The organism is Agrobacterium sp. H141 (assembly GCF_057158725.1).
This window is the reverse complement of sequence record NZ_CM169893.1, coordinates 1,779,416-1,804,286: the sequence shown is the minus strand read 5'-3', so window position 1 is coordinate 1,804,286 and position 24,871 is coordinate 1,779,416. Positions and strand designations below refer to the sequence as shown.

20 protein-coding genes and 1 other RNA gene are annotated in these 24,871 nt (G+C 58.8%); 9 read left to right on the top strand and 12 right to left on the bottom strand.

What is annotated here, in order from left to right:
* Nucleotides 1–9: 9 nt before the first annotated feature.
* The 6 genes from ACWPM9_RS08215 to ACWPM9_RS08190 form a co-directional block, all read right to left on the bottom strand.
* The gene (locus tag ACWPM9_RS08215) at nucleotides 10–1,521 is read right to left on the bottom strand and encodes a DegQ family serine endoprotease (protein ID WP_484757349.1); all 1,512 of its coding nucleotides are present in this window, start codon (nucleotides 1,519–1,521) and stop codon (nucleotides 10–12) included.
* A 96-nt stretch (nucleotides 1,522–1,617) separates the two neighbouring features.
* A complete protein-coding gene (locus ACWPM9_RS08210; protein WP_484757348.1) occupies nucleotides 1,618–1,803 on the bottom strand; it encodes a DUF2065 domain-containing protein in 186 nt (61 codons plus the stop codon).
* A gap of 11 nt (nucleotides 1,804–1,814) precedes the next feature.
* Nucleotides 1,815–2,777 carry a protease modulator HflC gene (hflC, locus tag ACWPM9_RS08205; protein WP_428187122.1) on the bottom strand — a complete coding sequence of 321 codons (963 nt, stop codon included), beginning with the start codon at nucleotides 2,775–2,777 and terminating at the stop codon, nucleotides 1,815–1,817.
* 2 nt (nucleotides 2,778–2,779) lie between these two features.
* Nucleotides 2,780–3,871, bottom strand: a complete 1,092-nt coding sequence (gene hflK, locus ACWPM9_RS08200; protein WP_428187123.1) for an FtsH protease activity modulator HflK — start codon at nucleotides 3,869–3,871, stop codon at nucleotides 2,780–2,782.
* Between the two features lie 162 nt (nucleotides 3,872–4,033).
* Entirely contained in the window at nucleotides 4,034–4,558 is a 525-nt protein-coding gene (locus tag ACWPM9_RS08195) for a dihydrofolate reductase (RefSeq protein WP_484757347.1), read from the bottom strand.
* Between the two features lie 49 nt (nucleotides 4,559–4,607).
* Nucleotides 4,608–5,402 carry a thymidylate synthase gene (locus ACWPM9_RS08190; RefSeq protein WP_428187499.1) on the bottom strand — a complete coding sequence of 265 codons (795 nt, stop codon included), beginning with the start codon at nucleotides 5,400–5,402 and terminating at the stop codon, nucleotides 4,608–4,610.
* Nucleotides 5,403–5,522: 120 nt separating this feature from the next.
* On the opposite strand from ACWPM9_RS08190, the gene ssrA reads away from it, so the two are divergent.
* The 5 genes from ssrA to ACWPM9_RS08165 all read left to right on the top strand — a co-directional run bounded on the left by ssrA (nucleotide 5,523) and on the right by ACWPM9_RS08165 (nucleotide 7,693).
* Nucleotides 5,523–5,899, top strand: a transfer-messenger RNA (tmRNA) gene (gene ssrA / locus ACWPM9_RS08185).
* Nucleotides 5,900–6,019: 120 nt separating this feature from the next.
* Nucleotides 6,020–6,532, top strand: a complete 513-nt coding sequence (locus ACWPM9_RS08180; protein WP_428187125.1) for an SspB family protein — start codon at nucleotides 6,020–6,022, stop codon at nucleotides 6,530–6,532.
* Nucleotides 6,533–6,558: 26 nt separating this feature from the next.
* On the top strand, nucleotides 6,559–6,753 hold the full coding sequence (locus ACWPM9_RS08175; RefSeq protein WP_484757346.1) for a DUF4169 family protein: 195 nt from the start codon (nucleotides 6,559–6,561) through the stop codon (nucleotides 6,751–6,753).
* Nucleotides 6,754–6,847: 94 nt separating this feature from the next.
* Nucleotides 6,848–7,063: a ribbon-helix-helix domain-containing protein gene (locus tag ACWPM9_RS08170; RefSeq protein WP_428187127.1), complete on the top strand. Its 216-nt coding sequence runs from the start codon at nucleotides 6,848–6,850 to the stop codon at nucleotides 7,061–7,063.
* 246 nt (nucleotides 7,064–7,309) lie between these two features.
* Nucleotides 7,310–7,693 (top strand): hypothetical protein, encoded by a 384-nt coding sequence (locus tag ACWPM9_RS08165; RefSeq protein WP_428187128.1) that lies wholly within the window; start codon nucleotides 7,310–7,312, stop codon nucleotides 7,691–7,693.
* Between the two features lie 120 nt (nucleotides 7,694–7,813).
* Here the strand turns inward: ACWPM9_RS08165 and ACWPM9_RS08160 are convergent, their stop codons facing one another.
* From ACWPM9_RS08160 to ACWPM9_RS08140, 5 genes are all read right to left on the bottom strand, one after another.
* Complete coding sequence (locus ACWPM9_RS08160; protein WP_484757623.1) at nucleotides 7,814–11,587, bottom strand: AsmA family protein; 3,774 nt, start codon at nucleotides 11,585–11,587, stop codon at nucleotides 7,814–7,816.
* Between the two features lie 71 nt (nucleotides 11,588–11,658).
* On the bottom strand, nucleotides 11,659–13,068 hold the full coding sequence (locus ACWPM9_RS08155; protein WP_484757345.1) for an FAD-binding oxidoreductase: 1,410 nt from the start codon (nucleotides 13,066–13,068) through the stop codon (nucleotides 11,659–11,661).
* A 125-nt stretch (nucleotides 13,069–13,193) separates the two neighbouring features.
* A complete protein-coding gene (locus tag ACWPM9_RS08150) occupies nucleotides 13,194–13,937 on the bottom strand; it encodes a dienelactone hydrolase family protein (RefSeq protein WP_484757344.1) in 744 nt (247 codons plus the stop codon).
* A gap of 25 nt (nucleotides 13,938–13,962) precedes the next feature.
* A complete protein-coding gene (locus tag ACWPM9_RS08145) occupies nucleotides 13,963–17,091 on the bottom strand; it encodes an efflux RND transporter permease subunit (protein WP_484757343.1) in 3,129 nt (1,042 codons plus the stop codon).
* On the bottom strand, nucleotides 17,088–18,281 hold the full coding sequence (locus ACWPM9_RS08140; protein ID WP_484757342.1) for an efflux RND transporter periplasmic adaptor subunit: 1,194 nt from the start codon (nucleotides 18,279–18,281) through the stop codon (nucleotides 17,088–17,090). Before ACWPM9_RS08140 ends, ACWPM9_RS08145 begins: the two co-directional genes overlap by 4 nt.
* Nucleotides 18,282–18,622: 341 nt before the next feature.
* Here ACWPM9_RS08140 and ACWPM9_RS08135 point away from each other — a divergent pair, with 341 nt between their 5' ends.
* Nucleotides 18,623–21,118: an ATP-dependent helicase gene (locus tag ACWPM9_RS08135; RefSeq protein ID WP_484757341.1), complete on the top strand. Its 2,496-nt coding sequence runs from the start codon at nucleotides 18,623–18,625 to the stop codon at nucleotides 21,116–21,118.
* Between the two features lie 24 nt (nucleotides 21,119–21,142).
* Here the strand turns inward: ACWPM9_RS08135 and ACWPM9_RS08130 are convergent, their stop codons facing one another.
* A complete protein-coding gene (locus ACWPM9_RS08130) occupies nucleotides 21,143–21,421 on the bottom strand; it encodes a DUF6074 family protein (protein WP_428187134.1) in 279 nt (92 codons plus the stop codon).
* A gap of 386 nt (nucleotides 21,422–21,807) precedes the next feature.
* On the opposite strand from ACWPM9_RS08130, the gene ACWPM9_RS08125 reads away from it, so the two are divergent.
* The 3 genes from ACWPM9_RS08125 to ACWPM9_RS08115 are packed head-to-tail and all read left to right on the top strand — an operon-like array spanning nucleotide 21,808 to nucleotide 24,870.
* A complete protein-coding gene (locus ACWPM9_RS08125; protein WP_484757340.1) occupies nucleotides 21,808–22,989 on the top strand; it encodes an NEW3 domain-containing protein in 1,182 nt (393 codons plus the stop codon).
* Nucleotides 22,986–23,927, top strand: a complete 942-nt coding sequence (locus ACWPM9_RS08120) for an ABC transporter ATP-binding protein (RefSeq protein WP_484757339.1) — start codon at nucleotides 22,986–22,988, stop codon at nucleotides 23,925–23,927. The genes ACWPM9_RS08125 and ACWPM9_RS08120 overlap by 4 nt, the downstream gene beginning before the upstream one ends.
* Complete coding sequence (locus ACWPM9_RS08115; RefSeq protein ID WP_428187137.1) at nucleotides 23,914–24,870, top strand: ABC transporter permease subunit; 957 nt, start codon at nucleotides 23,914–23,916, stop codon at nucleotides 24,868–24,870. Before ACWPM9_RS08120 ends, ACWPM9_RS08115 begins: the two co-directional genes overlap by 14 nt.
* Nucleotide 24,871: the final 1 nt, after the last annotated feature.

Sequence of the window (24,871 nt, the reverse complement as noted above, 5' to 3'; positions counted from 1 at the left end):
GTCAAAAATCTATTCGATCGGAATGGCGATAAAGCGCAGGTCGCCATTCGGCGCAGCAATCATCATATGCGCGCTTCTGCGCCCATCGCTCCGCAGCTTCTGGATCTGCTCCGATATGGCATCGGGGGTCTCCATGAACTCCTGAGAGATCTCGACGATCACCTCACCCGGCTTCAACCCTTTTTCAGCCGCAGCAGAACCGGGCGCGACATCGGTAATGACGATGCCTTCCACGCTCGCATCGATGCCGTATTTCGCGCGCGCATCGTCATCCAGTTCGGCAAGCGAGAGACCCAGGATCGTGCCGGGTGCGGCCTGTGTATCACCCTGGTCGGGATCAGCATCATCCGCCTTGGGTTGGTTGTCATCCTGTGGAGCCTGCTGCGCATTTGCAGGATCGGCAGACGCCACTTCGCTGTCTTCCAACCGGCCAAGCTTCACCTTCAGCGTCTCTTCCTTGCCGTCGCGTAAAACAACCACATCGACGTCCTCGCCGACGGCACCTTCGGCCACCACGCGCACCAGATCATGGGAATCGCGAACATCCTTGCCATCGAATCTGAGGATCACGTCCCCGACCTTGATCGGACCGTTTTCAACCGGACCGCCCTTGATCACGCCGCTCACCAGAGCGCCCCTCGCCTTTTCCATGCCGATACTTTCGGCAACGTCATCGGTCACAGGTTGAATGCGCACACCGAGCCAGCCGCGTCGGGTTTCACCGAACTCGATCAATTGATTGATGACGTTTTCTGCAAGCTCGGTCGGAACCGAAAATCCGATACCGATCGACCCGCCGCTGGGCGAAATGATCGCTGTGTTGATACCGATGACATCGCCATCCATGTTGAACAGCGGGCCACCGGAATTGCCCTTGTTGATCGCCGCATCCGTCTGGATGAAATTGTCATAGGGACCGGCATTGATATTGCGGCCCCGCGCAGAAATGATGCCGAGCGTGACAGAGCCACCCAAGCCGAACGGATTGCCGATCGCCATCACCCAGTCGCCGATCCGCATCTTGCGCGAATCACCGAACTTCACCGCCTTCAGCGGTGTCTTCGGCTCCACTTTCAGAACCGACAGATCGGTCTTGGTATCTGTGCCGACCAGCTTTGCCTTGAGCTGCGTTCCATCAGGAAAGACGACCTCGATATCGTCGGCGTTTTCGATCACATGGTTGTTGGTGACGATATAGCCCTTTGGATCGATGACGAAACCGGAGCCCAGCGAGTTGACCTTCTGGCTTCCGCCTCCCCCATCACGATTCTTGAAGAAATCGTCGAAAAGATCCTCGAAAGGCGACCCTTCCGGCACTTTCGGCATGGGCCCCTTGCCTTCGGTCTTCACATTTTGCGAGGTGGAAATATTGACGACCGCGTCGAGCAGCCCCTCGGCCAGATTGGCAACCGGCACCGGTCCTTGCGCGTGAACGCTCTGTAAAACCGGCCCGAAAGCCAGCGCGGCTCCCAGAAGAGCCGTTGGAAAACACGTCCAGATCTTGAAGGGGAAAGCGACCATGGGGCTCCTCGTCCGGGCTCTAGATTCTATCCATAGAACATAGGGCGTATTGCAGTATCGCGAAACGCCTTTCAGCGATTGATCACCGAAGCTTGTTCAAAATCGGATCATCCAGACAAGAAACACACCGATCCCCATCGCAATGAGTCCGGAGATACGCAGCTGCTGTTCGGGGATGGAGGGGAGCAGTTTTGCCATCATGACAACGACATGAGGGGCCAATGCATAGATCAGCCCCTCAATAATCAGGAAGAAAGCAAGACCGGTCAGAAAATCCGACATCGGTCTGCTACTCAGTTTCCGGCAGGTGCCGGGGTTGCAGGTTCTGCAGCCGTCGTGCCGTCAGGCTGAGCTGCCGGGCTTTGGGCCGAGGGAGTGTCCTGACCGGACTGTTCGAAGAATTTGAAGAACTCCGAATCCGGCTTCATCACCATCGTCGTGTCAGAACCGACCATGGACGCGATATAGGCGCGCATGGAACGGTAGAACTCGAAGAATGCAGGATCACGCTGGAAGGCTTCACCGAAGATACGGTTACGCTCGGCATCGCCCTTACCACGAACAATCTCGGCGTCGCGCTGGGCCGCAGCCTGCAATTCGACAACCTGACGATCGGCAATAGCGCGACGACGCTGGCCTTCTTCGTTACCGCGTGCACGGATGAGTTCCGCTTCCGCAAGACGTTCGGCCTTCATGCGTTCAAATGTCTGCTGAGACACTTCCTGCGTCAGGTCGGTACGACGGATACGGACATCTTCGAGGCTGAGGCCGAGCGTTTCGGCATCGCCGCGCAGATCGTCGCGGACTTCCTGCATCATGGATGCACGTGCATCCGACAAGGCTGCCTCAAACCCGCGCAAACCGTATACGCGACGCAAGGATGCGTCGAGACGGGTACGAAGACGGGATTCAGCAGCGTCCCGGTCACCCGAAACGGTTTCGCGGAAGCGGCGCGGATCCGTGATCTTGTAGACCACGAAAGCATCCACTTCGTAGAACTTGCCGCCGGAGACCTGAACACGAATATTGTTCAGGTCGAAGCGCAGAGCCTGGTCCGGGAGATACTGAACACGATCGGCATCCATGAAGGCGAAGGGCAGCTTGAAGTAAAGGCCCGGCTCGGAGTGAACTGCCTGGATCTGACCAAAGCGGACAACGATGGCCTGCTGGCGCTCATTGACGACGAAGACCGAAGAATAGATCAGCAACAGCAGAACTGCGAGGCCGATCAGAAAAGCGGGAAGACGATTTGACATGATCAATTGCCTCCCTGCTGGCTGCGGTTCAGTTCGGTCAGCGGAAGATAGGGTACAACACCCTGATCGCCATCGATGATGACCTTCTTCGAGTTCTTCAGGACCTGCTCCATGGTTTCGAGATAGAGGCGCTTGCGCGTCACGTCAGGCGCCTGGGTATACTGGTCGTAGATCGAGATAAAGCGCTGGGCTTCACCCTGTGCTTCCTTGACCACGCGGTCGCCATAGGCGGCTGCTTCTTCGCCGATCTGGGCTGCCTGACCGCGTGCTGCACCAAGCTTCTGGTTGGCATAACGGTTGGCTTCTTCCACAAAACGGTCTTCGTCCTGTTCGGCACGCTGCACTTCGTCAAACGCATCTGCCACTTCGCGTGGCGGAGCAGCGTCCTCGATCGCAACAGCATTGATGGCAACGCCGGCACCGTAATTATCCATCGTGGTCTGTATGATACCGCGCACGTCGGTCGCGATTTCCTGACGGGCATCACGGAAGATGTCCTGTGCCGGACGTCTGCCGACGACTTCACGCATGGCGCTTTCGGCAACCTGCTGAAGTGTTTCCGGTGGGCGTTCCAGATTGAACAGATAGGCTTCCGGATCGTTGACCGTGAACAGAACCGAGAACTGCACGTTCACGATATTCTGGTCGCCAGACAGCATGAGGCCGCTTGCACTGCCAGAAGATGCCTTGGCACCAATATTCTGTTGTTGCTCGGTGACCTTCACAATCTCGACCGTTTCAAACGGCCAGAAATGGAAGTGCAGTCCCGGCATCGAGACTTCCTGCTTTGGCTTGCCGAAGCGCAGTTCAACGCCACGCTCATCCGGCTGAACCGTGTAGATCGACTGGATCGCCAGGAACACCGCCAGCACTGCAATAATGGCAACAATTGCACCACCGTTGAAACCGCCGGGAATGATGTTCTTCAGCTTGTCCTGACTACGGCGAATGATGTCCTCCAGATCCGGTGGCCCACCATTGCCATTTCCTCCACCGCCACCACCTGGCCGTTTTGGTCCCTGCCCCCAGGGTCCTTGATTATTTCCGCCGCCGCCGCCCCATGGGCCGCCGCCGTTCTGATTGCTCCAGGGCATCCATACCTCTTAGTTTGATGCGATGTCACACTCGCCCCGGCATCCTCCTCGGAGCCCCCGGCGCGAAACGTATGCCCCGTTATAGGTATCAGCATCACCGCTTTCAACGTAAAGCGGCGGCGCAGGCCGCCGAAACGGCAAGAATTCGCAATAAGTTCCAGCCTATCCGGTCACAGTGCGGTGATAAACCGCATAACGCGTCGCCTGGCTGTCTTTTTCGCCCGCCGGAACGACGTGTTCCTCGATCTTGGAAAAGACGGCTGGATCGATGGTCGGGAAATGCGTATCGCCGTCAATCCGGGCTTCGACATGGGTGACATGAAGCACATCGGCCAAAGGCATGGCTTGCCGATAAATCTCGCCACCGCCGGCAATGACCACCTCGTCAACGCCATCTTCAGCGGCAAGAGCCGTCGCTCGCTCGAGCGCGGCCTGGAGACTGTGAACGACATCAACGCCCTCGGGATGAAAATCCGTGCTGCGGGTGATGATTATGTGGGGCCGCCCCGGCAATGGGCGCGAACCGATCGACTCAAATGTCTTTCGCCCCATGATCATCGGCTTTCCGAGCGTCAGCGCCTTGAAGCGCTTGAGGTCGGTGGAAAGTTTCCAGGGCATATCGCCCTCGCGACCGATCACGCCATTTTCGGAAACAGCCACAACAATTACGTGTTTGATATCGGTCATTTTTATTCCGTGGATTGAGGCAGTAATCATTCAGCCACCACAAGGACCGTTATACCGCGATTGGCGCCTTGATGCTGGCATCGGCCTCATAACCTTCCAGCGTGAAATCCTCGAACTTGAAGTCGAACAGATCGCGGACATCTGGATTGAGGCGCATCACCGGCAATGTCCCAGGCGTCCGGCTCAACTGCAGCCGCGCCTGTTCGAAGTGGTTCGAATACAGATGCGCATCCCCCAGCGTATGGACGAAATCACCCGGCTCCAGCCGGGTCACCTGGGCCAGCATCAGCGTCAAAAGCGCATAGGAGGCGATATTGAAGGGAACGCCCAGAAAGATATCGGCAGACCTCTGGTAGAGTTGGCAGGACAATTTGCCATCCGCCACATAGAACTGGAACAGGCAATGACACGGCGGCAACGCCATCTCGTCCACTTCTGCCGGGTTCCAGGCAGAGACGATATGCCGACGCGAATTGGGATTGGTCTTGATGCTCTCGACCAGATTGGCGATCTGATCGATCCGCCGGCCGTCCGGTGCCGGCCAAGACCGCCATTGCGAACCGTAGACGGGTCCGAGATCGCCGTTCTCATCCGCCCATTCGTCCCAGATGCTGACACCATGCGCGTGCAGATAGGCGATATTGGTCTCCCCCTTCAGAAACCACAAAAGCTCATGAATGATCGAGCGAAGATGCAGTTTCTTCGTGGTGGTGACGGGGAAGCCGTCGGCCAGATTGAAGCGCATCTGGTGACCGAAGACGGAACGCGTGCCGGTACCGGTGCGATCTCCGCGGTCGGAGCCGTTTTCGAGCACATGGCTGAGAAGGTCGAGATATTGGCGCATGGTCGTCACCCGTGAATCGTGTCTTGCCGCTATATTTATATCGCGCAGACTGGAAACCCAAGCGCTGACGCCCTCCGCCCACCACTTCTTTACAGGACCCATCGACGGATTCTTCGCTTGCCTCTTTTCATCCGCGTTTAAAACACCTATATCAGCCTTGCCGGGGCTTGCTCCGGCTATGGCGATAAACGGTCGATGAAATAAACCTATTGGACCCGGGGGCGGTACCCGGCGCCTCCACCAAAAACCGGCCCGTATCCGAAATGCTTCGGACCGGCTTTTGATGGGGGCGAAATAGGATCGACAAGGGTGTAAAGATCGAACTTTTGCTCGGTATGATACCACCGTTATCGGGTCACAAGTGTAGTTGCAAATGACAACAACGCTCAGGGTTATGCTGTAGCTGCCTAATGGCGGTTCCGGAAATCCGAACTAAGTCCTTGCAGGTAGCACTGTAAGGCGGGGTCCGAAGGCACCTGGCAACAGAAGCCTTCACCTACTCCCCTTCTCAAAAATCATGTAATATGAAGTTCCATGACTCGCGGTCGGGGTTTTCCCGAGCGGCGGGACATGGCATATAGCCGCGTAATTCGGCACCGGAAGAAAGATAGGAACACATGGGGCAGGACCATATTCGCTACGACATTCTGGCTCAGGACGCGCTGAGAGGCGTTATCCGCAAGGTCTTGACGGAGGTCGCTGCTACCAGCCGCCTGCCGGGCGACCACCATTTCTTTATCACCTTCCTCACCGGGGCGCCGGGGGTCAGGATCTCGCAGCAGCTGAAATCGAAATATGCCGAGCAGATGACCATCGTGGTCCAGCACCAGTTCTGGGACCTGAAAGTGACAGAGACCGGCTTTGAAATCGGCCTCTCCTTCTCGGATACCCCGGAAAAGCTGGTCATTCCGTTCAATGCGATCCGCGGTTTCTATGATCCGTCGGTCAATTTCGAGCTGGAATTCGACGTGCCCCTGGCAGATGAGGACGCCGAAGGAGAAGGTGCTGAAATCGCCGCTTACCCAGTGGCCACAGAGGCTGCAGAACCAGCCGAGGCAACCGACGCGGCACCGGAAGAAAAGAAGGAAGGCTCTGTCGTCTCGCTCGACGCTTTCCGCAAAAAGCACTAGGTAGCAAACGACCAGGTGAGGCCTGAATGGGTGCCGAAGTTGTCAATCTTCGCCAATTCAAAAAGGCGAAGAACCGCGCCGATAAGGATCGGCAAGCGGATCAGAATCGACTCAGCCATGGCAGGACCAAGGCCGAGAAGGAACTGACACGTCTGATCAATGAGAAGGCGGAGACGGCACATGACCAGGGGCGAATCGAAAAGCCAAAGGCAAACGAATAGCGCCCAGGGTTCTGCGAACTCGACTCGCCATCAAGCACTTGGCGACAAATCTAAAAGCACTTTTTGAAGGCACCGATCGGCTCTGGAGTGTCGCATGATCCGAAAGCACTCTGTCTCGTTGCATGGACACAGGACCAGTTTTTCCCTGGAAGAGCCTTTCTGGCTCGAATTGAAAGCCATTGCAGAGAAGCGGTCGATCGCCGTCGCGGCATTGATCAGCGAGATCGACGAAGCACGCGCACCCGAGACCAATCTTTCATCGGCGCTCCGCCTTCACGTGCTAGATATATTGAAAGCGGAAAAGGCCTGACCAGCCGCATTCACATTCCATCGATCCAAAATTTTAGAGGTCTTTGATCGCGTTGACGGCGTGATTTGGAAGACTGAATGAACCGGCATTCGGCTCAACGATATGAAATCTACCCGTAAATACTTTGTATACGTATTGCTGTCATGCTGACTATATGAGCTGCATTGGCTCGATCCATTTATGTGTTGCGTTTGAACCCACATTTTACACGACAGCATCGTCGTTTAAGCCAGGATATTGAAGACCATGGTCGCAGCTATTTCAGGAACCTCAACCACCGCGTCAATCGACGTTTCGTCTTCCGCCTCGAGCGCGTCTGCGGTGAAATCGAAGATCTCCGCTATTGAAAATAAAATCTCCAGCAAGCAGGCCGAGGTCAGCAGCGCCGAAGATGAAGACACCAAGGCTGACCTCGAAGAGGAAGTGGCCGCGCTTCAACAGCAGCTGGCCGCCCTCCAGGCTCAGGCCTCGAAGCTTGAAGCCGCCGACAAGCAGACGGAAACCGGTTCCAAGGCACCGCCACCCAGGCCCGATGCAAGCGGCGAAAAAATGTCGGGCGAAAGCGACCGCATCGGCACCTCCAACATGGACGATGAGCCACCCTTCGGTGAGCGCCGGGCTTACGTCTGATAGCGCAACAGAAAAAATCAAAAGATCAGGCGGTCCAACGGGCCGCCTTTTTTGATGTCAACGACACCATGACTGACATGGCTCAACCTGTTCGACGGCCTGCCCGGACGGTTGAGAATGTCAGTTCACGCCCGGAAGCGTGTCGAATTTCAATTGTACCGGTGGCAGCTTGTTGCCGCGGATCACTTTTTCCTGCTGTGGCACCGGCAGAGACCGCGCATTATCGGGAATTGTCTCGGTGCTCCGCGGCTCCTGATCGTCAGGAACGGACGGCTGTAATATACGTTCAGCCTCGCGCTGCGCCTCCTCTTCGGCCTGACGCCTCGCCTGGTCCTCAGCACGTTGTTTGTCTGCCCGTGCTGCAGCAAGCGCCCTTTGACGGTTTTCCTCCGCGATCAGGGACTGCTCCCGCGCCGCCGCCTCCTTGCGCGCTTCGTCATTGCTGCGATAGAGCATGACTTCGCGACGGAGGCGCTGTTTTTCCAATACCCGTGACTGAAGCGTCTCCACTCGCCGACGCTCGCGCTCAAAGGCGCGAAGCGACAGATAATTGCTCAAATCGGTAATATCGAGCGACGCATCTGGCGCAAACACATCGCCTTTGAGCCCAAGCCGGAAGGCAGGCTCTGCCCCGTCCAGCGCGTCCTCGCCGGCATCCAGCAACACGTTTACGGTCGCATCGAGGTCATGGTTCAGGACATCGATACGGGCGTCGGCGCTCATGCGCGCATCGGCTGTTGCGGCCGTCACATTCTGCATGCGCGCCAGGCCGGATGTGATGTTGAAAGGTATGGTGACATTCCCGATCGCCACCTCGGATTTGGCCAGAAGGCCTTGCACCAGCGGCGTCACCACAGTTGCGTCGATCGTGGTGCCTTCGATCTTGTCAGTCGCCGCAAGAAGCGGCTGGAACAGGGACAGATTAAAATCACCGACGGACAGGTCTTTGAGCGCCAGAGATCCAGATCCATTGAAGGATGACAGCAGGTCATTGGCGTTGGCGCCTGAACTCTCCGCCACCAGCGTCAGATCGAACATGCCCTTGGCAGGTGCATCGCCATTTGGGGCACCATAGAAGGTGGCGATGTTACCGTTCTTTACATCGAGCCTGAGTTCGCCAAAGCCGTTGCCGTCATTGTTCGTCATGGTCAGCCGGCCACTGGCGTCGCCGCCATACCACTTGCCCGCCATGTCATCCAGAACCAGAATCCCGCCATTGAAATCGAGACTGGTCGAGAATCCGGAAATTTCACTTTGTCCGGGACCCGGCGTGAATGTATCCGCCTTGATCGCGAGCTTCGCCTCGGCATCGCTCCATGTCGGCTTTGGAAATGCAGTCTCGCCGATATCTCCGCTCAATGGATCGGTGATCATGCCGAACACATTTTCGGCAAGCCAGGGCAGATCGAGGCGAGCGACGGAAAGATTGCCAGTGGCCTTGGGTCCCTGCCCGGATATATCGAGATTGAGATCGCCCGATAGGGAATTGCCAGCAATATCGGCCTTGAGATTTGACACCAAAATCGTGCCGCCATCCAGCGCAAATGCCGCCTCACCTTTCACCGGAGCGCCACTCAGGGTCTGCGGCAACGCGATACCGTTCATGATCAGATAAGGCTCGATATCCGCACTCTCGAGCGAGGCATTGCCGGTGCCCGTCAAGCCGCCATCGGCATTGATATCCAGACTGGCCGTCAGGTTCGCAGACGTGCGATCCGTCTTGAATGTTGCAGTCGTCTCTGCCGGTCCGGATCCTGTTCGTGTGACCTTCAGCGCAATCTCACCCTGATTATCGGCCGGAAGCGGCAGGGGTTGCAAACCGGCCTGCCCCAAAAGGACCGATGTATCGTCATTGGCGAGGTTTGCATCGAGCGTCATTTCGCCATCTGGATCCAGCAGGTCGGCAAGGCGATAATGCAGATCGATCCGGCTGCCGTTGGAGCTACCATCAACGCGAACACTAAGCCCCCCGCCATTCTGTTCGCCAAAACTGATATCGGCAGACAGGTCGCTATTGGCAAACCAGCTTGAGTTCCGCACCAGCCGGTCCAGTGCGATATGATCCGGCAACCGGTCTCGCAATATCCGCAGCAAGGCGCCAGGGTCATAGGCTGACACATGCAGCTTGGCGCTGCCGCTATAATCCAGCAACCCGCCGGCCCCACTTCCGGAAGCCTCGATGGACGCTCCGGCCAGACTGCCGATCTTGAGCTTGTCGAGCGTGATTGCGCCATCGGCAAGCGTGAAGATCGTGTCGACATTTTCCGCCGCCACGCCCAAGGCGCTGAAGGTATCGACTTTCAGATGCGCGCCGATCCGATGACTGAACAGGCTATCGCCCCCGTCTTCGCCGGCGATCAGGAAACCCAGAGACCGGATCGCATCCAGATCGACGGCATTGCCGCTGAGATCGAGCGACAGGCTTGGCTCGCTGTCCCCGACAGATTGTCGCTCCACGCGACCCTTGAGCGTGGCCGTGCCGATCGCAACCTCGAGCTTGTCGAAGCGTTGAAGTTCCGGCGTCAGATCGACCAGCGCCGAAAAGCCCAAGGATTTGATCTGCCGCAGCGCCGGATCGACCTGTCCAGACAACCATGACGCAAGACCGGTCGGCTGCGTAGAGGCCACAAGCATTTCGCCATTGAAGGAAGGCTCGCCTGAAAGTGTCAGCTGCCCGTTGGCCTCCAGCTGGGTGCGCCCAGGGAAGGTCGCGACCGCACTGTCGATCGTCCACCCCTTGGCTGCCGGCTGAACCTCCAGCTGAATGTCCCGGATCACCGTATCTCCGGCCACCACAGCCGGCAGAGAAAGACTTGCGCGGCCAGGGACATTGGGAATGGGAATACTTGCGGCCAGATCGATCATCTTTCTCAACCGCTGGCGGACAGAGAGGGAAGGATTGCGGTCGGTCTTGCCACGGGCCCCCTCATTGCCGATCCGGCTGACATCGATCTGCTGGCCATCGGCCGTCAGCAAGAATTCCGGCTTGCTGCCTGTATCAAGCGTGGCTTCGCCGGTCACTGCATATGGATTGGTGGTATCGCCCAGTTCAAGCCGGTAGGACGGAACCCGCAAGCGTTCATTGCTGAGCTCAAACTGGCCGCTGACACGTGGCCCCGAGGCAGCAGCGCTCTCTTTTTCCTCAGCTTCAAGCCCCGTCCAACGTCCCACGAACTCGCCGGCATAACCGGGTTTGCCATCGGTAACGGCTACATCGCCATCGAGTTCAAACTCGAAAGGTCGATTGTCCGGCATCAGCCGCGTTTTGACCGGTATCGCGCCGGTCGCAACATTGGGCTGCAGGCTCGACAGATAAAAGCGCGAAGGCTCTCCATCCAGAACCGCATGGCCATCGACGGTCCACGGCCCTGCAAGCGAGCTTGCCGACATTTCGGCTTCCAGCCCGGTCACAATGCGGGTGCGGCCTGTCTGCTCGTCAATGAAGTGCAGCTCGCCGTCTGTAACGTGCACATTCTCAAGAACAACGTTCCGGGCAGGAATGTCCGACCGGCTGCCACGCAGCCAATCGAGCGTGCCATCTTTCAGCAGTCTCAGATTAATTTTCGGCTGTTCGATTCGCATATCGAAAATACGCGCTTCACCGGACAGAAACGGTGCAAGTTCTGCATCCATGGAAAACTGTGCCACATGGACCAGCGGCTGGCCATCATCGCCGCGTCCGACCGTGACGTCATGCATGGTGACAGACGGAAACGGGATAAGACGTGCTTCCACAGCACCGTTGACGGTTACTTTCTGGCCAAGAATACGGCTTGCGCGCAATTCGAAATTGCTGCGAAAATCCGTCCAATTGACGAAAAAAGGCGCTAAAAGTGCCGCAAACAAAGCTACGACGAGCAGTCCGCCAAGGAAGACAAGAATACGACCGAGCAAACGTCTCACTCCAAACGAGTCCAGCGGAGACTAACGGTTCTCGCGGCGGGAACAAGCGCCAAATATCATAGTCAGATGCGGAAAATCTTGCCCGGATTGAATATGTTGTCGGGATCGAGCGCGCGCTTCACCTGCCCCATGATGTCCACGGCATGGCCAAGCTCCTGCCGAAGAAAGCCCATCTTGCCCTGCCCGATGCCGTGCTCGCCGGTGCAGGTACCGTCCATCTCCAACGCCCGCGTATTCAACCGCTCCAGGAACTTCTCCGCTTTGGCAACTTCAGCAGGATCCTTGTCGTTCATCAAAACGAGAACGTGGAAATTTCCGTCGCCGGCATGCCCCACAATCGGTGCCAGCAATCCGGTCTCGCGGATGTCCGCCTGGGTCGCTTCCACGCATTCCGCAAGCCTTGAAATCGGAACGCAAACATCTGTGGAAAGACCATTGAGCTCAGGCGCAAGCGCCCTGCCCGCCCAATAAGCGTTGTGGCGCGCCTTCCACAACTTGGTGCGCTCCTCGGCATTGGTTGTGTATTGAAACGCGTCAGCGTCGAATTCGGCGGCGATCTCCCCAAATTGTTCGGCCTGGATCGCAACAGTCTCGTCCGTGCCGTGAAATTCGACAAAGAGCGTCGGCTTTTCCGCATATGAGAGATTGGAATAGGCGTTCACCGCCTTCATCTGGGTCTCGTCGAGCAATTCAATGCGCGCCACCGGAATCCCCATTTGGATCGTCATGATCACAGCATCACACGCCGCTTTCAGGGTCGGAAAAGCGCATACGCCACCTGATATCATCGCGGGAATGCCCTGCAGCTTCAGCGTGATTGAGGTGATGATCCCGAGCGTACCTTCAGATCCGACAAAAAGCCGGGTCAAATCATATCCAGCTGACGTCTTGCGCGCGCGGCGCGCCGTGCGGATTTCCTCACCGTCAGCCGTAACCACGGTCAGCGAAAGCACATTGTCTTTCATCGTGCCGTAGCGAACTGCATTAGTCCCCGAGGCACGTGTCGCCGCCATGCCGCCAAGAGAGGCATTGGCACCCGGATCGATCGGGAAGAACAGGCCTGTGTCGCGCAGATAGACATTCAGGTCCTCGCGCGTGACGCCCGGTTGAACGGTGCAATCCAGATCCTCGGCATTGACTTCAAGAACCTTGTTCATCCGGCTGAAGTCCAGAGAAATACCGCCATGCGATGCATTGACCTGACCTTCGAGCGACGATCCGGTACCGAACGCGATCACGGGAACCTTGTGCTCGGCACAGGAACGCACGACCGTTTGCACGTCTTCAGTCGTCTCGACAAAGACCACACCGTCCGGAAGCTGCGCCGGCAGATAGGTGGTGGTATGCGCGTGTTGTTCGAGGAAAGATTGCCCGGTCTGAAACCTGTCGCCAAAAACCTGCTTCAACAGTGCGAGAACCGTCGCGATGCCGTCCTCGTTGCGCTCTCCCGTGATGACATCCTTCATCGCCATGGCGAAATCCCTTATGCACTTCCATTGCCAGCGCGCAAAGTGACGCGCCTCTTGCCGCGAGATATGGGATAGATCGGCGTGGCTTGTCCAGATCACATTCTGGCCCAAGTGACGGATGTGTCAGTTCAGGCGGACTTTAGTGTCTCGCCGAGAAAGGTCAGAAGCCGGGTCCAGTGGCGCTCGCTGCCGTCGCGGTCATAGACACCGTGATCGCTGATCGTCCAGCCATGCTTCATGTCTTTGTAATTTTCCAACATGAAGTCGACCTCGGCCTCAGCCATGGCTTCGGCCAGCCGCCCGGCCTGCGCCGGCGGGAAGGATCCGTCGACACCGGCAGCACCGACATAAACACGCGCCTTGATCGACTGAGCGCCAAGATGCGGACTGTCTGGAGCATCTGTCGCAAGGTTGCCGCCGTGAAAGCTTGCAGCCGCCGCCACGCGCGCCGCATAGCGGGCTGCGGCCGTCAGCGCATAAGCGCCACCCATGCAATAACCGACGACACCGACAGGACCGGTCGCTCCGGCCTCATCGAGTGCGGCGATAAAGGCAGCACTGTCGCTTGCCGTCATCGCCTGCGTGGTCTCAAGCTTCATGGCTTTTAGTTTTGGACCGGCAACCGGGTCGGAAAAGGCGGTCTTGGGATCGAAGTCCTGCTTGTTCTCGAAGCGATAGAAAAGATCGGGAACAAGAACCGTATAGCCTTCATTGGCCAGCCGCTCCGCCATGGTTGTGAGCGTCGATCGAAGCCCGAAAATATCCATATAAAGGATCACACCCGCCTTGGAGGCAATGGCATCGGCAGGCTTTACCAGAACGGCCTTGGCCACGCCCTCTGCGGTGCTGATCTCAATCATGTGTGTCGTCATGCAAAAGTCTCCTGCTTATCGGCAGTCATTCAGCAGCCTCGAGCGAGGCTGCAATATCCATTTCCTGACGCAGGCGTTTTTCTTCGTCGCCACGCGGCTTTGAAAACCGGGCAAGCGCCAGATAGGCGACCGGTGTCACATAGAGTGTGACGATTGTGGCAAGCCCCAGTCCGCCCACCATCACCCAACCGAGGGCGATACGGGCCTCGGCACCGGCGCCGGAGGCCAGCACGAGCGGCACACCGCCCAGCACCGTCGAGATCATCGTCATCATCACAGGGCGCAAACGCATATTGGATGCGTTCTCGATTGCATTGCGAACCGATTGCCCCTGATCACGAAGCTGATTGGCAAATTCGACGATCAAGATACCGTTCTTGGCCATCACCCCGACAAGAAGCACCAGCCCGATCTGCGAATAGACATTTAGCGATGAACCCGTCAGCACCAGCGCGAAGACGGCACAGGCAAGCCCGAGCGGCACGGTCGCCAGAATGATCAGTGAAGACAGGACGCTTTCGAACTGCGCCGCCAGTACCAGAAAGACAATCACGATGGCGAAACCGAAGGTCGTGCCCATACCGCTTGAATTTTCATTCAGCGTGGCTGCCTCCGCCAGCGGCATCAGCCTTGCGCCGGGCGGCAAAAGCGGTTCGGCGATGGCTTCGGCAACGGCAAGCGCCTCACCAAGCGACGTCCCCTCGTTCAATCCGGCATTGATGCCAACCGACGCCAATTGCTGCTCACGCGACAAGGATGGCGCGACCGCATTCTCCTTCAGCGTGGCGATCACCGACATCGGCACGAACTTGCCTTCGCTCGTCTGCAGGAAGATGTTCTCAAGATCGGTCGGATCATCGATTGGCCGCGTGGTCGATACCAGTTTCACCGGATAAGACTTGCCATCGACGAAGACATCACCGATGGACCGACCGTCGAGCAATGCCTGCATCGCCTGCGCAAGCCCCGTTATATTGACCCCGAGATCGGCCGCGCGTTCACGATCGATCACGACCGATAGCTGCGCCTGACTGACATCGTCGGCCAGACGCGGATTGTCGAAACGGCCGTCCCGTTCCATGGCATCGACCACGGAAAGAGCGGCCTGGGTCAGCTTTTGATGGCTTGAACCGACAAGCGCGAAACTGAGACCATTTCCTCCGCCGCGGATTTTCAGAGAATTGGGCTGAATGGCAAAGGCACGGACGGCAGGCACTTTTGCGGCCGCCGCATTCACGTCCTTTGCTATCTCGTCCTGGCTGCGGCTGCGCTCATCCCAGGGTGCCAGCGTCAGCACCATGAAGCCGCTGTTCTTGCTGCTGCCAAATCCGGAAATAGAGAACAGATTGATGATCTCTCCACTCTCGCGCAGGGGTTCAAGGTTTTCCTCAACCCGGCGCATCTGATCACGGGTATATTCGAGGCTGACCCCTTGCGGAGCAGACACCCGCATCAACAACAGGCCGCGATCCTCGCGCGGCGTCAACTCGCTCGTGATCAGCTGGAACGCGCCAAAGGCTGCTCCGGCAAAGACGAAGGCAACGATGAACACGACGAACGGTGCTCTGAGACAACCGCGAAGCGTATAGCGGTAGAGATCGGAGAAGCGGTTCCCCAACCTGCCAAGCATACCCGGGTCCGGGTCGACATCGCGGGTCAGCAGCCGAGACGCCAGCATGGGACAGAGTGTCAGCGCCACAATCGATGACAGCGTCACCGAAAAGGCCAGCACGAAGCCGAATTCGCGAAACAGTCCGCCCACCTGCCCCGGCAGGAACGACAGCGGCACGAACACAGCGGCAAGCGTGGCCGTGGTGGTGACGACCGCAAAGAACACCTCCCGAGTGCCAAGCACGGCGGCTGCCCGAGGTCCAAGACCTTGTGCTCGACGCCTGACGATATTTTCCAGCACGACAATCGCGTCATCCACCACCATGCCGGTGGCAAGCACAATCGCAAGCAAGGTCAGAATATTGATCGAGAAACCGAGCAGATAGATCGCGGCAACCGTCCCGATCAACGCCACCGGCATGGTGACCGCCGGAATGATCGTCGCCTTCGCGTCGCGCAGAAACAGATAGATGATACCGACCACGATGATCGCTGCCAGTGCCAGCGAGCGCACCACTTCTTCGATGGAGCCGCGGATAAACACGGCATCATCGCTGGTGATGCGGATCTGCGTGCCTTCAGGCAAGGTCTTCGAGATATCCGCAACAGCCTTGGTCACGCCATCGGAGATGCTGAGCGTATTCGATTGTGCCTGACGAATGATGCCAAGACCGATGCCAGGGCTGCCATTGGCCCGCAAAGTGGTCGAACTGGTATCCGGCCCCAGGGTAATGGTGGCCACATCGCCCAACCGCACGCGGTTCTGGATGATAAGACTTGCGAAATCCTCCGGCGTCTTCAGCTCCGCGGTCGCCCGCACCACGATATTCTGCGTGGCACTGTTGAGCGCGCCTGCCGGCACGTCAAAGGCAAGGTCGCTCAGCGCAGTGGACAGATTGGCGATGGTCAGCCCACGGCTGGCAAGCGCTGCCTGATCGACATCGACCCGGAAAATCTTTTCCTGATCCCCGTAGATATCGACATCCGCGACGCCATCCACTGCGGCAAGGCGGTCGACGATCTCGTCATCGACCAGTTGCGTCAGATCGTCGAGGCTGAGACTGTCCGACGTGATCGCCAGCCGCATGATCGCACTGGAATCGGCATCGGCCTTGATGATTCGTGGTTCGTCCGATTCGTCGGGAAGCTCATTGGTGACACGGCCAATCGCATCGCGAACATCGGTCGAGGCCACGTTGAGATCCGTTGCATCGGAAAATTCGAGCGTCACGCGGCTGGAGCCGAAGGACGAGGACGACGACATGGATTTGAGCCCGCTGACCCGTGCCACCGCCCCCTCGATGACCGTCGTCACCTCCTGATCGACCGTTTCGGGCGACGCACCTGAAAATGTCGTGCGAACGGTAATTACCGGACGGTCGACATCCGGCAGTTCACGAACCTCGACGCCGTAAAGCGCAGACAGGCCGGCAACCACGATCAGGGCATTGAAAACAAGCGCCAGGATGGGGCGTCGCACGAACAGTGCGGTGAACCCGCCATGATCGGCTGACGGCAACAGACCTTCTTCGCGATCGCTCATTGCTTGGCCGCCTCCTGCTGAGGCGCATCGGCGGATGGCTTGGTATCGGCCGGACGTTGCTCGCCGGCGATTGCGACCTCACCGCCGGCCCGCACACGCTGCACACCCTCGATGATAATCTGATCCCCGGCGGACAATGCAGCTTCCACGAGAATACTGTCGGGATTACGCTGCACGATACGCACGGTAACTTTTTCGGCCTTGCCGTCACTCACCCGCCAGACATAGGAGCCGTCGCTGTCCCACTGGATCGCTAGCGGATCGACGGCCGGATAGTCTTCACCGTCGAACGTCATGGCGACCGTAAACGCCATGCCGGCCCTCAGATCGTCGTTCTCGTTGGCAATGCGGGCCCGCACATGAAGCGTGCGGCTGGCCTCATCAATGCGGTTATCGATGGCCTCGACCGCACCGCGATAGAGCCCTGCCGGACGCGCAACTGCCGTAGCCTCGACCGCTTGGCCGACCTTGATGATCGGCGCGAAACGCTCCGGAACCCAGAAATCGACGAGGATTTCCGAACGGTCATCGAGACTGACAATGGCTGTTGTCGTGGTAACATTATCGCCGGGATCGACGGTGACGATGCCCGCGACGCCGCTGATCGGCGCGGTAATTTCGCGCCGCTGCAGATTGAGCGCTGCCGTCTCGACCGCAAGCTTTGCAGTCTGGACCGCGATATCGGCGTTGAAAGCATCGATGCGCGATATGGTCGACTTCAGGTTCTCGTAGAGCTTCGCCTTTTCCAGAGCGCTGTTCAGTTCCACCTTGGCTTGATCGCGCGCAATGATCTGTTCCTCGTCCTTGATGCGGGCCATCACTTGGCCGGCCTCAACGAGATCGCCGGATTTGACCAGCACTTCCTTCAACGTGCCGGCCACCTGTGGCGTGACGATCACAGATTGAACCGCCTCACCGCTGCCTATCGCCGTCAGGCGGTCGTTCACCTTGCCGATCGCGACCGGCTGAACCACGACCTGAGGCGTATTTCCGAAACCGCGGCCACCGCCGCGCTTTGCGCCGGCTGCATCCCCCCCTTCGGTCTGCGAAGTCGACACCATGGCAACGACGCCAGCTGGAACGCCGAGCCGCGCCAAAACGGCACCACTGCCGGGCACGAGCCAGATCCAGACAAAGAACCCCGCAACGAGGACGATAATTGCCAGAAGCAACTGTTTCCAAAAGGCCATGCAATCTCCGCAAGTGACACTGAAATAGAACTGATTTGCGATCGCCGCGGCCCAGCGTCTTGGAACGGCTCAAGCCCAATATTCATGACTGCGTTGCAACCGCAACCCGCCATCATGAACATTACGAAACTGTCATTATCCTGAGGTGCTGCGAAGCCCGGCGACATTGAAACGCAAGCCTTCATTCGCACCCATATGGGCTATTGACCAATCACATTCACGACAGCGTCCGGCACGATATCCGCCAAAGCCGGCAATTTTCCGTTGCATAGTGACCTTTTGGGAATGAAAGGAGAACATCTTTTCTGGCCTTTCGGTTTCGAATCACTACATTGAGCCCCATGACCAGTGGTTTTAGTGATATCCCCTTTTTCGACGAGGAGCCTGACGAGCCGCGCAAGCCCTCAAATGCCCCTGCCCCCCAGGCCCATGCGCCCAAGGAAGGCGGGCTTGGCATTGCGGCCCGCGCCATGGCGGCGCGCGATCAGTCACGGGCACCCGATTACCTGTCAGGCCTCAACCCGGAACAGCGTGAAGCGGTGGAAGCGACCGAAGGCCCCGTTCTGGTGCTGGCGGGCGCCGGCACCGGCAAGACCCGCGTTCTGACCACCCGCATTGCTCATATTCTGGAGACGGGCCGCGCCTGGCCAAGCCAGATTCTCGCCGTGACCTTCACCAACAAGGCCGCGCGCGAGATGAAGGAGCGTATCGGGCTTCTGGTCGGTGGCGCGGTCGAAGGCATGCCCTGGCTCGGCACCTTCCATTCCATCGGCGTGAAACTGCTGCGTCGCCACGCCGAACTGGTTGGCCTGCGCTCCGACTTCACCATTCTCGACACCGACGACGTCATTCGCCTGATCAAGCAATTGATCCAGGCAGAAGGCATCGACGACAAGCGCTGGCCGGCCCGCCAGTTTGCCGGGATGATCGATGGCTGGAAGAACAAGGGGCTCGATCCGTCACAGATCCCCGAAGGCGACGCCCGTGCCTTTGCCAATGGCAAGGGTCGTGAACTCTACACCGCCTATCAGAACCGGCTGAAAAGCCTGAACGCCTGCGATTTCGGCGATCTTCTCTTGCGCCCCATCCGCATGTTCAAGGCCAATCCGGATGTGCTGCGGGAATATCACGACAAGTTCCGCTATATTCTGGTCGACGAGTATCAGGACACCAACACCGCGCAATATATGTGGCTGCGGCTTTTGGCCCAACGCCCCAAGGGCGTGGCCCAGAATGTCTGTTGCGTGGGCGACGACGACCAGTCGATCTATGGCTGGCGTGGCGCGGAAGTCGACAACATCCTGCGGTTCGAGAAGGATTTCCCCGGCGCCAAGGTGGTGAAACTGGAGCGCAATTATCGATCCACCGAACATATTCTGGGCGCTGCCGGCCATCTGATTGCCCATAACGAAGGCCGCCTTGGCAAGACGCTATTCACCGAACGCTCCGAACCCGACGATGAAAAGGTCGTGGTGCATGCTGCCTGGGATTCCGAAGAGGAAGCCCGCGCAGTCGGCGAAGAGATCGAGCGCCTGCAGCGTGGCGATGCAGACGGCAAGAAACACAAGCTCAACGATATGTCGATCCTCGTGCGCGCCTCCTTCCAGATGCGCGAATTCGAAGATCGTTTTGTAACCCTTGGCCTGAATTACCGCGTCGTCGGCGGCCCGCGCTTTTATGAGCGGCTCGAAATCCGCGATGCCATGGCCTATTTCCGCCTCGTCTGCCAGCCTGCAGACGATCTGGCCTTCGAGCGCATCATCAACACGCCCAAGCGTGGTCTGGGCGACACCTCGGTGCGCGCCCTGCATGATTATGCCCGCGCCCGCGACATTCCCATGTTGCAGGCCGCAGGCGACATGACCGAGACCGACGACCTGAAGCCCAAGGCCCGCAAGGCCCTGTTTGACGTCGTGCAAAACTTTCGCCGATGGCAAGAACAGCTTGAAACCGTTCCCCATACCGAACTTGCCGAGCAGATCCTTGAAGAGTCCGGCTACACCGATATGTGGAAGAACGACAAATCGGCAGAAGCGCCGGGTCGTCTGGAAAACCTCAAGGAACTCATCCGCTCCATGGAGGCGTTCGAGAGCATGCGCGGATTCCTCGAGCATGTCTCGCTGGTCATGGATGCCGAGCAGAACGAGGATATGGACGCCGTCTCCATCATGACGCTCCATTCCGCCAAGGGACTGGAATTCGAAACCGTCTTCCTGCCCGGATGGGAAGAAGGCCTCTTTCCGCACCAGCGCGCGCTGGATGAAGGCGGGCGCTCGGGCTTGGAAGAAGAACGCCGCCTCGCCTATGTCGGCATCACCCGCGCCAAGCGGCGCTGCCATATCTGGTTCGTTTCCAACCGCCGCATCCACGGCCTTTGGCAATCCACCATGCCGTCCCGCTTTCTCGACGAGCTGCCATCCGCCCATGTGGATGTGGCCGAATCCGAGGGGAATTATGGCGGTTATGGTCGTGGTGGCTACGGACAATCCCGCTTCGACAAGCAGGAGCCCTTTGAAAACAGCTATTCCACCCCCGGCTGGAAGCGCGCCCAGGCCAACAAGACCGACGCCACCCGCAACAATTGGGGCAACCGTTCCGGCCATGCGGTCGAACGCATCGGCTACGGCGAATCGGGCCCGCGCGGCAAGACCATCGATGGCGAACTGGTGGCCAAGTCGACCGCCACCGAACCGTCGAAATATTCAGTCGGCGACCGCGTCTTCCACATCAAGTTCGGAAACGGCAACATCGCGACGATCGAAGGCAACAAGCTGACGATCGACTTCGACCGGGCCGGGCAGAAACGCGTGCTGGACGGATTTGTGGAGCGGGTGTGAGGCGGCAATCGCCAAACTGGGAAATCAGCCCTCAACCATCCGCTGATGATGCAGCTCCAGAAGTTCTGCCTGAACGGCCGCCTGGAAATCCATGATCTGGGCGCGCATTTCGTCTTCGGCGCAGCCGCGGGCGGTCAGTTCAGCGCCGAGCGCGCGGCACTTGTTCTTCCAGAAGTCGAGAGCCGCCTGACCGTTATGACTGTCGAGTTCGCGTGCGGCCTGGCGCACCACGTCGGACCGCTGGCTGATGGGAAAGAAATGGAGGGCTCCGGCGGGGCTTTTGGCGGCGGCTGAACGCGTCATTCTTCACTCCCTGAACCGCTTGCGACACACGCTGCAAGACCGGCTGATTGCATGATCATCATGCGGCAATAATAGGCCCGGGCAATCGCCCCTGCCCCTGCTTCGCAGATTCGTCAAAGGTGCCCCATCAGGGTTAAAGAAACCTTGCAGCAGTGCCGGCTTCATCGACATCACGGCCGTTTTTCCAAGCGAACTGCAGAGCGCCGGGCGCGTCGAGAATATGACGCGCCCACCATAACCCCTTGGCAACATTACATAACTGTAATTTTCTTTGCCCCGGTTTCGTCATTTTTCAGGCAAAGTCTCGTATTCGCCGGCGTTGAGCACTCCTGCAAAACCGCCCGGCATCGAGACATTTTTCATTTCGAAACATTGGGAGTAATGGGATGACTTCTCCTCGTCACCTGCCTGCAGCCCTGGCGCTTGCCGGTGGGCTTGTGCTTGCCGCAATGCCAGCTCTGGCCCAGCAGGACACCGCACAGCCGACCGGCCTGTGGCTGACCACCACCTATCCTGCACTGACCGAAAAGATCGGCCAGGACGCAACCTTGCCGCTCAGCCTGCAAAATGCCGAGATGCCGCCGGCCCGCGTCGATTTTTCCGTCAGCGGTCTGCCGTCTGGCTGGACGTGGACGCTGCTTGGCGATGGCAAGGCGGTTGAAGCGGCCATGGCGGGCCCCAACGAGACCCGCGCCCTCCAACTGAAGCTCACACCGCCCGACACGGCCAAGCCCGGCAATTACGCCTTCACCGTTGCCGGCCACACCGATGATGGCAGGACGCTCACGCTGCCGGTCAAGATCACGCTGGCTGCCGCCGAGCCTGACAAGCTGACGCTGAAACCCACCTTGCCGGCACTGCGCGGCACGCCAAAATCCTCCTTCGACTACGATGTAGCCATCCAGAACGATAGCACCGAGGATAATGTCGTCAATCTTCTCAGTCAGGCACCGCCCGGCTTTACCGCAACCTTCAAGGAACAATATGGCAGCAACGAGCTGACCAGTCTGCCGCTGAAAGCCGGCGAGACAAAAACGGTGAAGGTTTCCGTGAAGCCGCCGGCGCAGGTCGCAGCTGGCCAGTATCCGGTCAAGGTCGGCGCATCCGATGCCAAGGCCCAGGGCGAGACACAGCTTGTTCTCGATGTGACCGGTCAGGCAGACTTGCAACTTTCAACCGCCGATGAACGCCTCTCGGGCCGCGCTGAAGCCGGCAAGGAGCAGAGCTTCAAATTCGTGGTCGCCAATTCCGGCACGGCTCCGGCCGAAAATGTTGAAGTGAGTGCCAACGCACCTTCGGGCTGGAAAGTCACGGCAAGTCCGGAAAAAGTGCCGGAAATCGCCCCCGGCGACAAGGCCGACGTTTCCGTCACCATGACACCGTCCGACAAGGCCATTGCCGGTGACTATATGGTCAGCGTACGCGCTCATGGAGATGGCCTGTCCGACAGCCAGCAGTTCCGCGTCACCGTCACCACCTCCACGGTATGGGGTCTGGCGGGCCTTGGCACAATCGGCGCTGCCGTCATGGTTCTGGCCTTTGCAGTCACCAGGTATGGCCGCAGATGAGTGCCCCCGTCATCGAGGCGAAAGGCCTCACCAAACGCTACGGTCAGCACGTCGCCGTCGACGGACTTGACCTGACAATCCGGCAGGGCGAAATTTTCGGCCTGCTGGGACCAAACGGGGCCGGCAAGACCACCACCATTCTCCTGCTTCTCGGTTTGACAGAGCCGAGCGGCGGCGAGGTGAAGGTTCTGGGTCGAAATCCGCTGCGAGAACCGCTGGAAGTGAAACGCCGCGTGGGCTATCTGCCCGATGCCGTGGGGTTTTACGACGGCATGACAGCTTTCGAAAACCTCGCTTACACGGCAAGGCTGGCCGGCATTGCCGGCGCCGAGATCGGCGCGCGCGTCGATGAGTCCCTCAAGCGCGTCCGCCTCGACCATGTGCGCAACAAACGGGTATCGGACTTTTCGCGCGGCATGCGCCAAAGACTCGGCATCGCCGATCTCCTGGTCAAGCAATGCGAACTGGCCATCCTCGACGAGCCGACCTCGGGCCTCGATCCGCAGTCCACGCAGGAACTGCTGGACATGATCCTGAAACTGGCCGCCGACGGCATGACCATCGTCTTGTCCTCGCACATGCTGGCCATGGTACAGAGCATCTGCACCCGCGTCGCCCTGTTCAATGCCGGCAAGGCCGCCCTTGTCGGCCGGGTCGATGATCTTGCCACCCAGGTGCTCGGTGGCTCGCATGTGGTCGAAGTGGAAGCGCAGGGCTGCGATGCCAAGGCGCTCACCGAAAAACTAGATGGCGTCACCCATGTCAGCCGCTCCGGTGGCGACACGATCCGCATCGAAGCCGATCGGGATGTTCGCGCCGCCGTCTCGAAGGCGATAGTCGATGCCGGCGGTTCGTTGAAGCGGCTTTCCATGGACCGGACCAGCCTCGACGAGGTCTATGTCCGCTATTTCAAGGAGATGCATCATGAAGCAGCGTGAAGGTTCCCCCTTTTCGGGACTGGCCGCCGTCGCCCTCAAGGAGGCGGCAGACCATATGGCAAGCGCCCGCATGCATCTGGTCATGCTGCTGGTGCTGCTGACGGCGGCTGGCTCGATCTATGGCGCCATCGGCCAGATCAAGGACACCGTGGGACAGGACCAGTTCCTGTTCCTGCGTGTCTTTACCACGGCCCAGCAGCCACTGCCCTCTTTCGTCACCTTTCTCGGCTTCCTGTTGCCGCTGATCGGTATCGCGCTCGGCTTCGACGCGATCAATGGCGAATATAACCGCCGCACCATGAGCCGCATCCTGTCCCAACCGATCTACCGCGACGCGCTTCTGGCTGGCAAGTTCCTCGGCGGGCTGACCATCATCGGCATCTGCCTCGTCACCTTGTGGCTGCTGGTCACCGGCATGGCTCTGATCACGTTGGGACTGCCGCCATCGGGTGAGGAAGTGGCACGCGGTCTCGCCTTCCTGCTCGCCTCGCTGTTTTATGCGGGCGTATGGCTCGCCGTGTCGATGCTGTTTTCGACGCTGTTCCGCTCACCGGCGACCTCGGCGCTGGCAGCACTGACCCTGTGGCTGGTGCTGACATTATTCTGGGGCATGATCGCGCCGCTTGCAGCATCGGCCATTTCCCCGGTCGATCCCTATAACCCGCTCACCCTCATTTCGCAGGCCGAGTGGGCGCATGATCTTGCCAGGCTATCACCGGCGACGCTCTATCAGGAGACGATCCAGGCACTGCTGAATCCGGAAACCCGCTCTCTGGGCCTTGTCTTCATGAGCCAGCTGCAAGGTGCCTTGATGGGAACGCCACTGCCTCTGGATCAGAGCGCATTGCTGATCTGGCCGCAGTTCTCGGGACTGATTGCGGCGATGATCGTCATCTATACCATCGCTTACGTCGCGTTCCAGCGTCAGGAAATAAGAGCCTGAG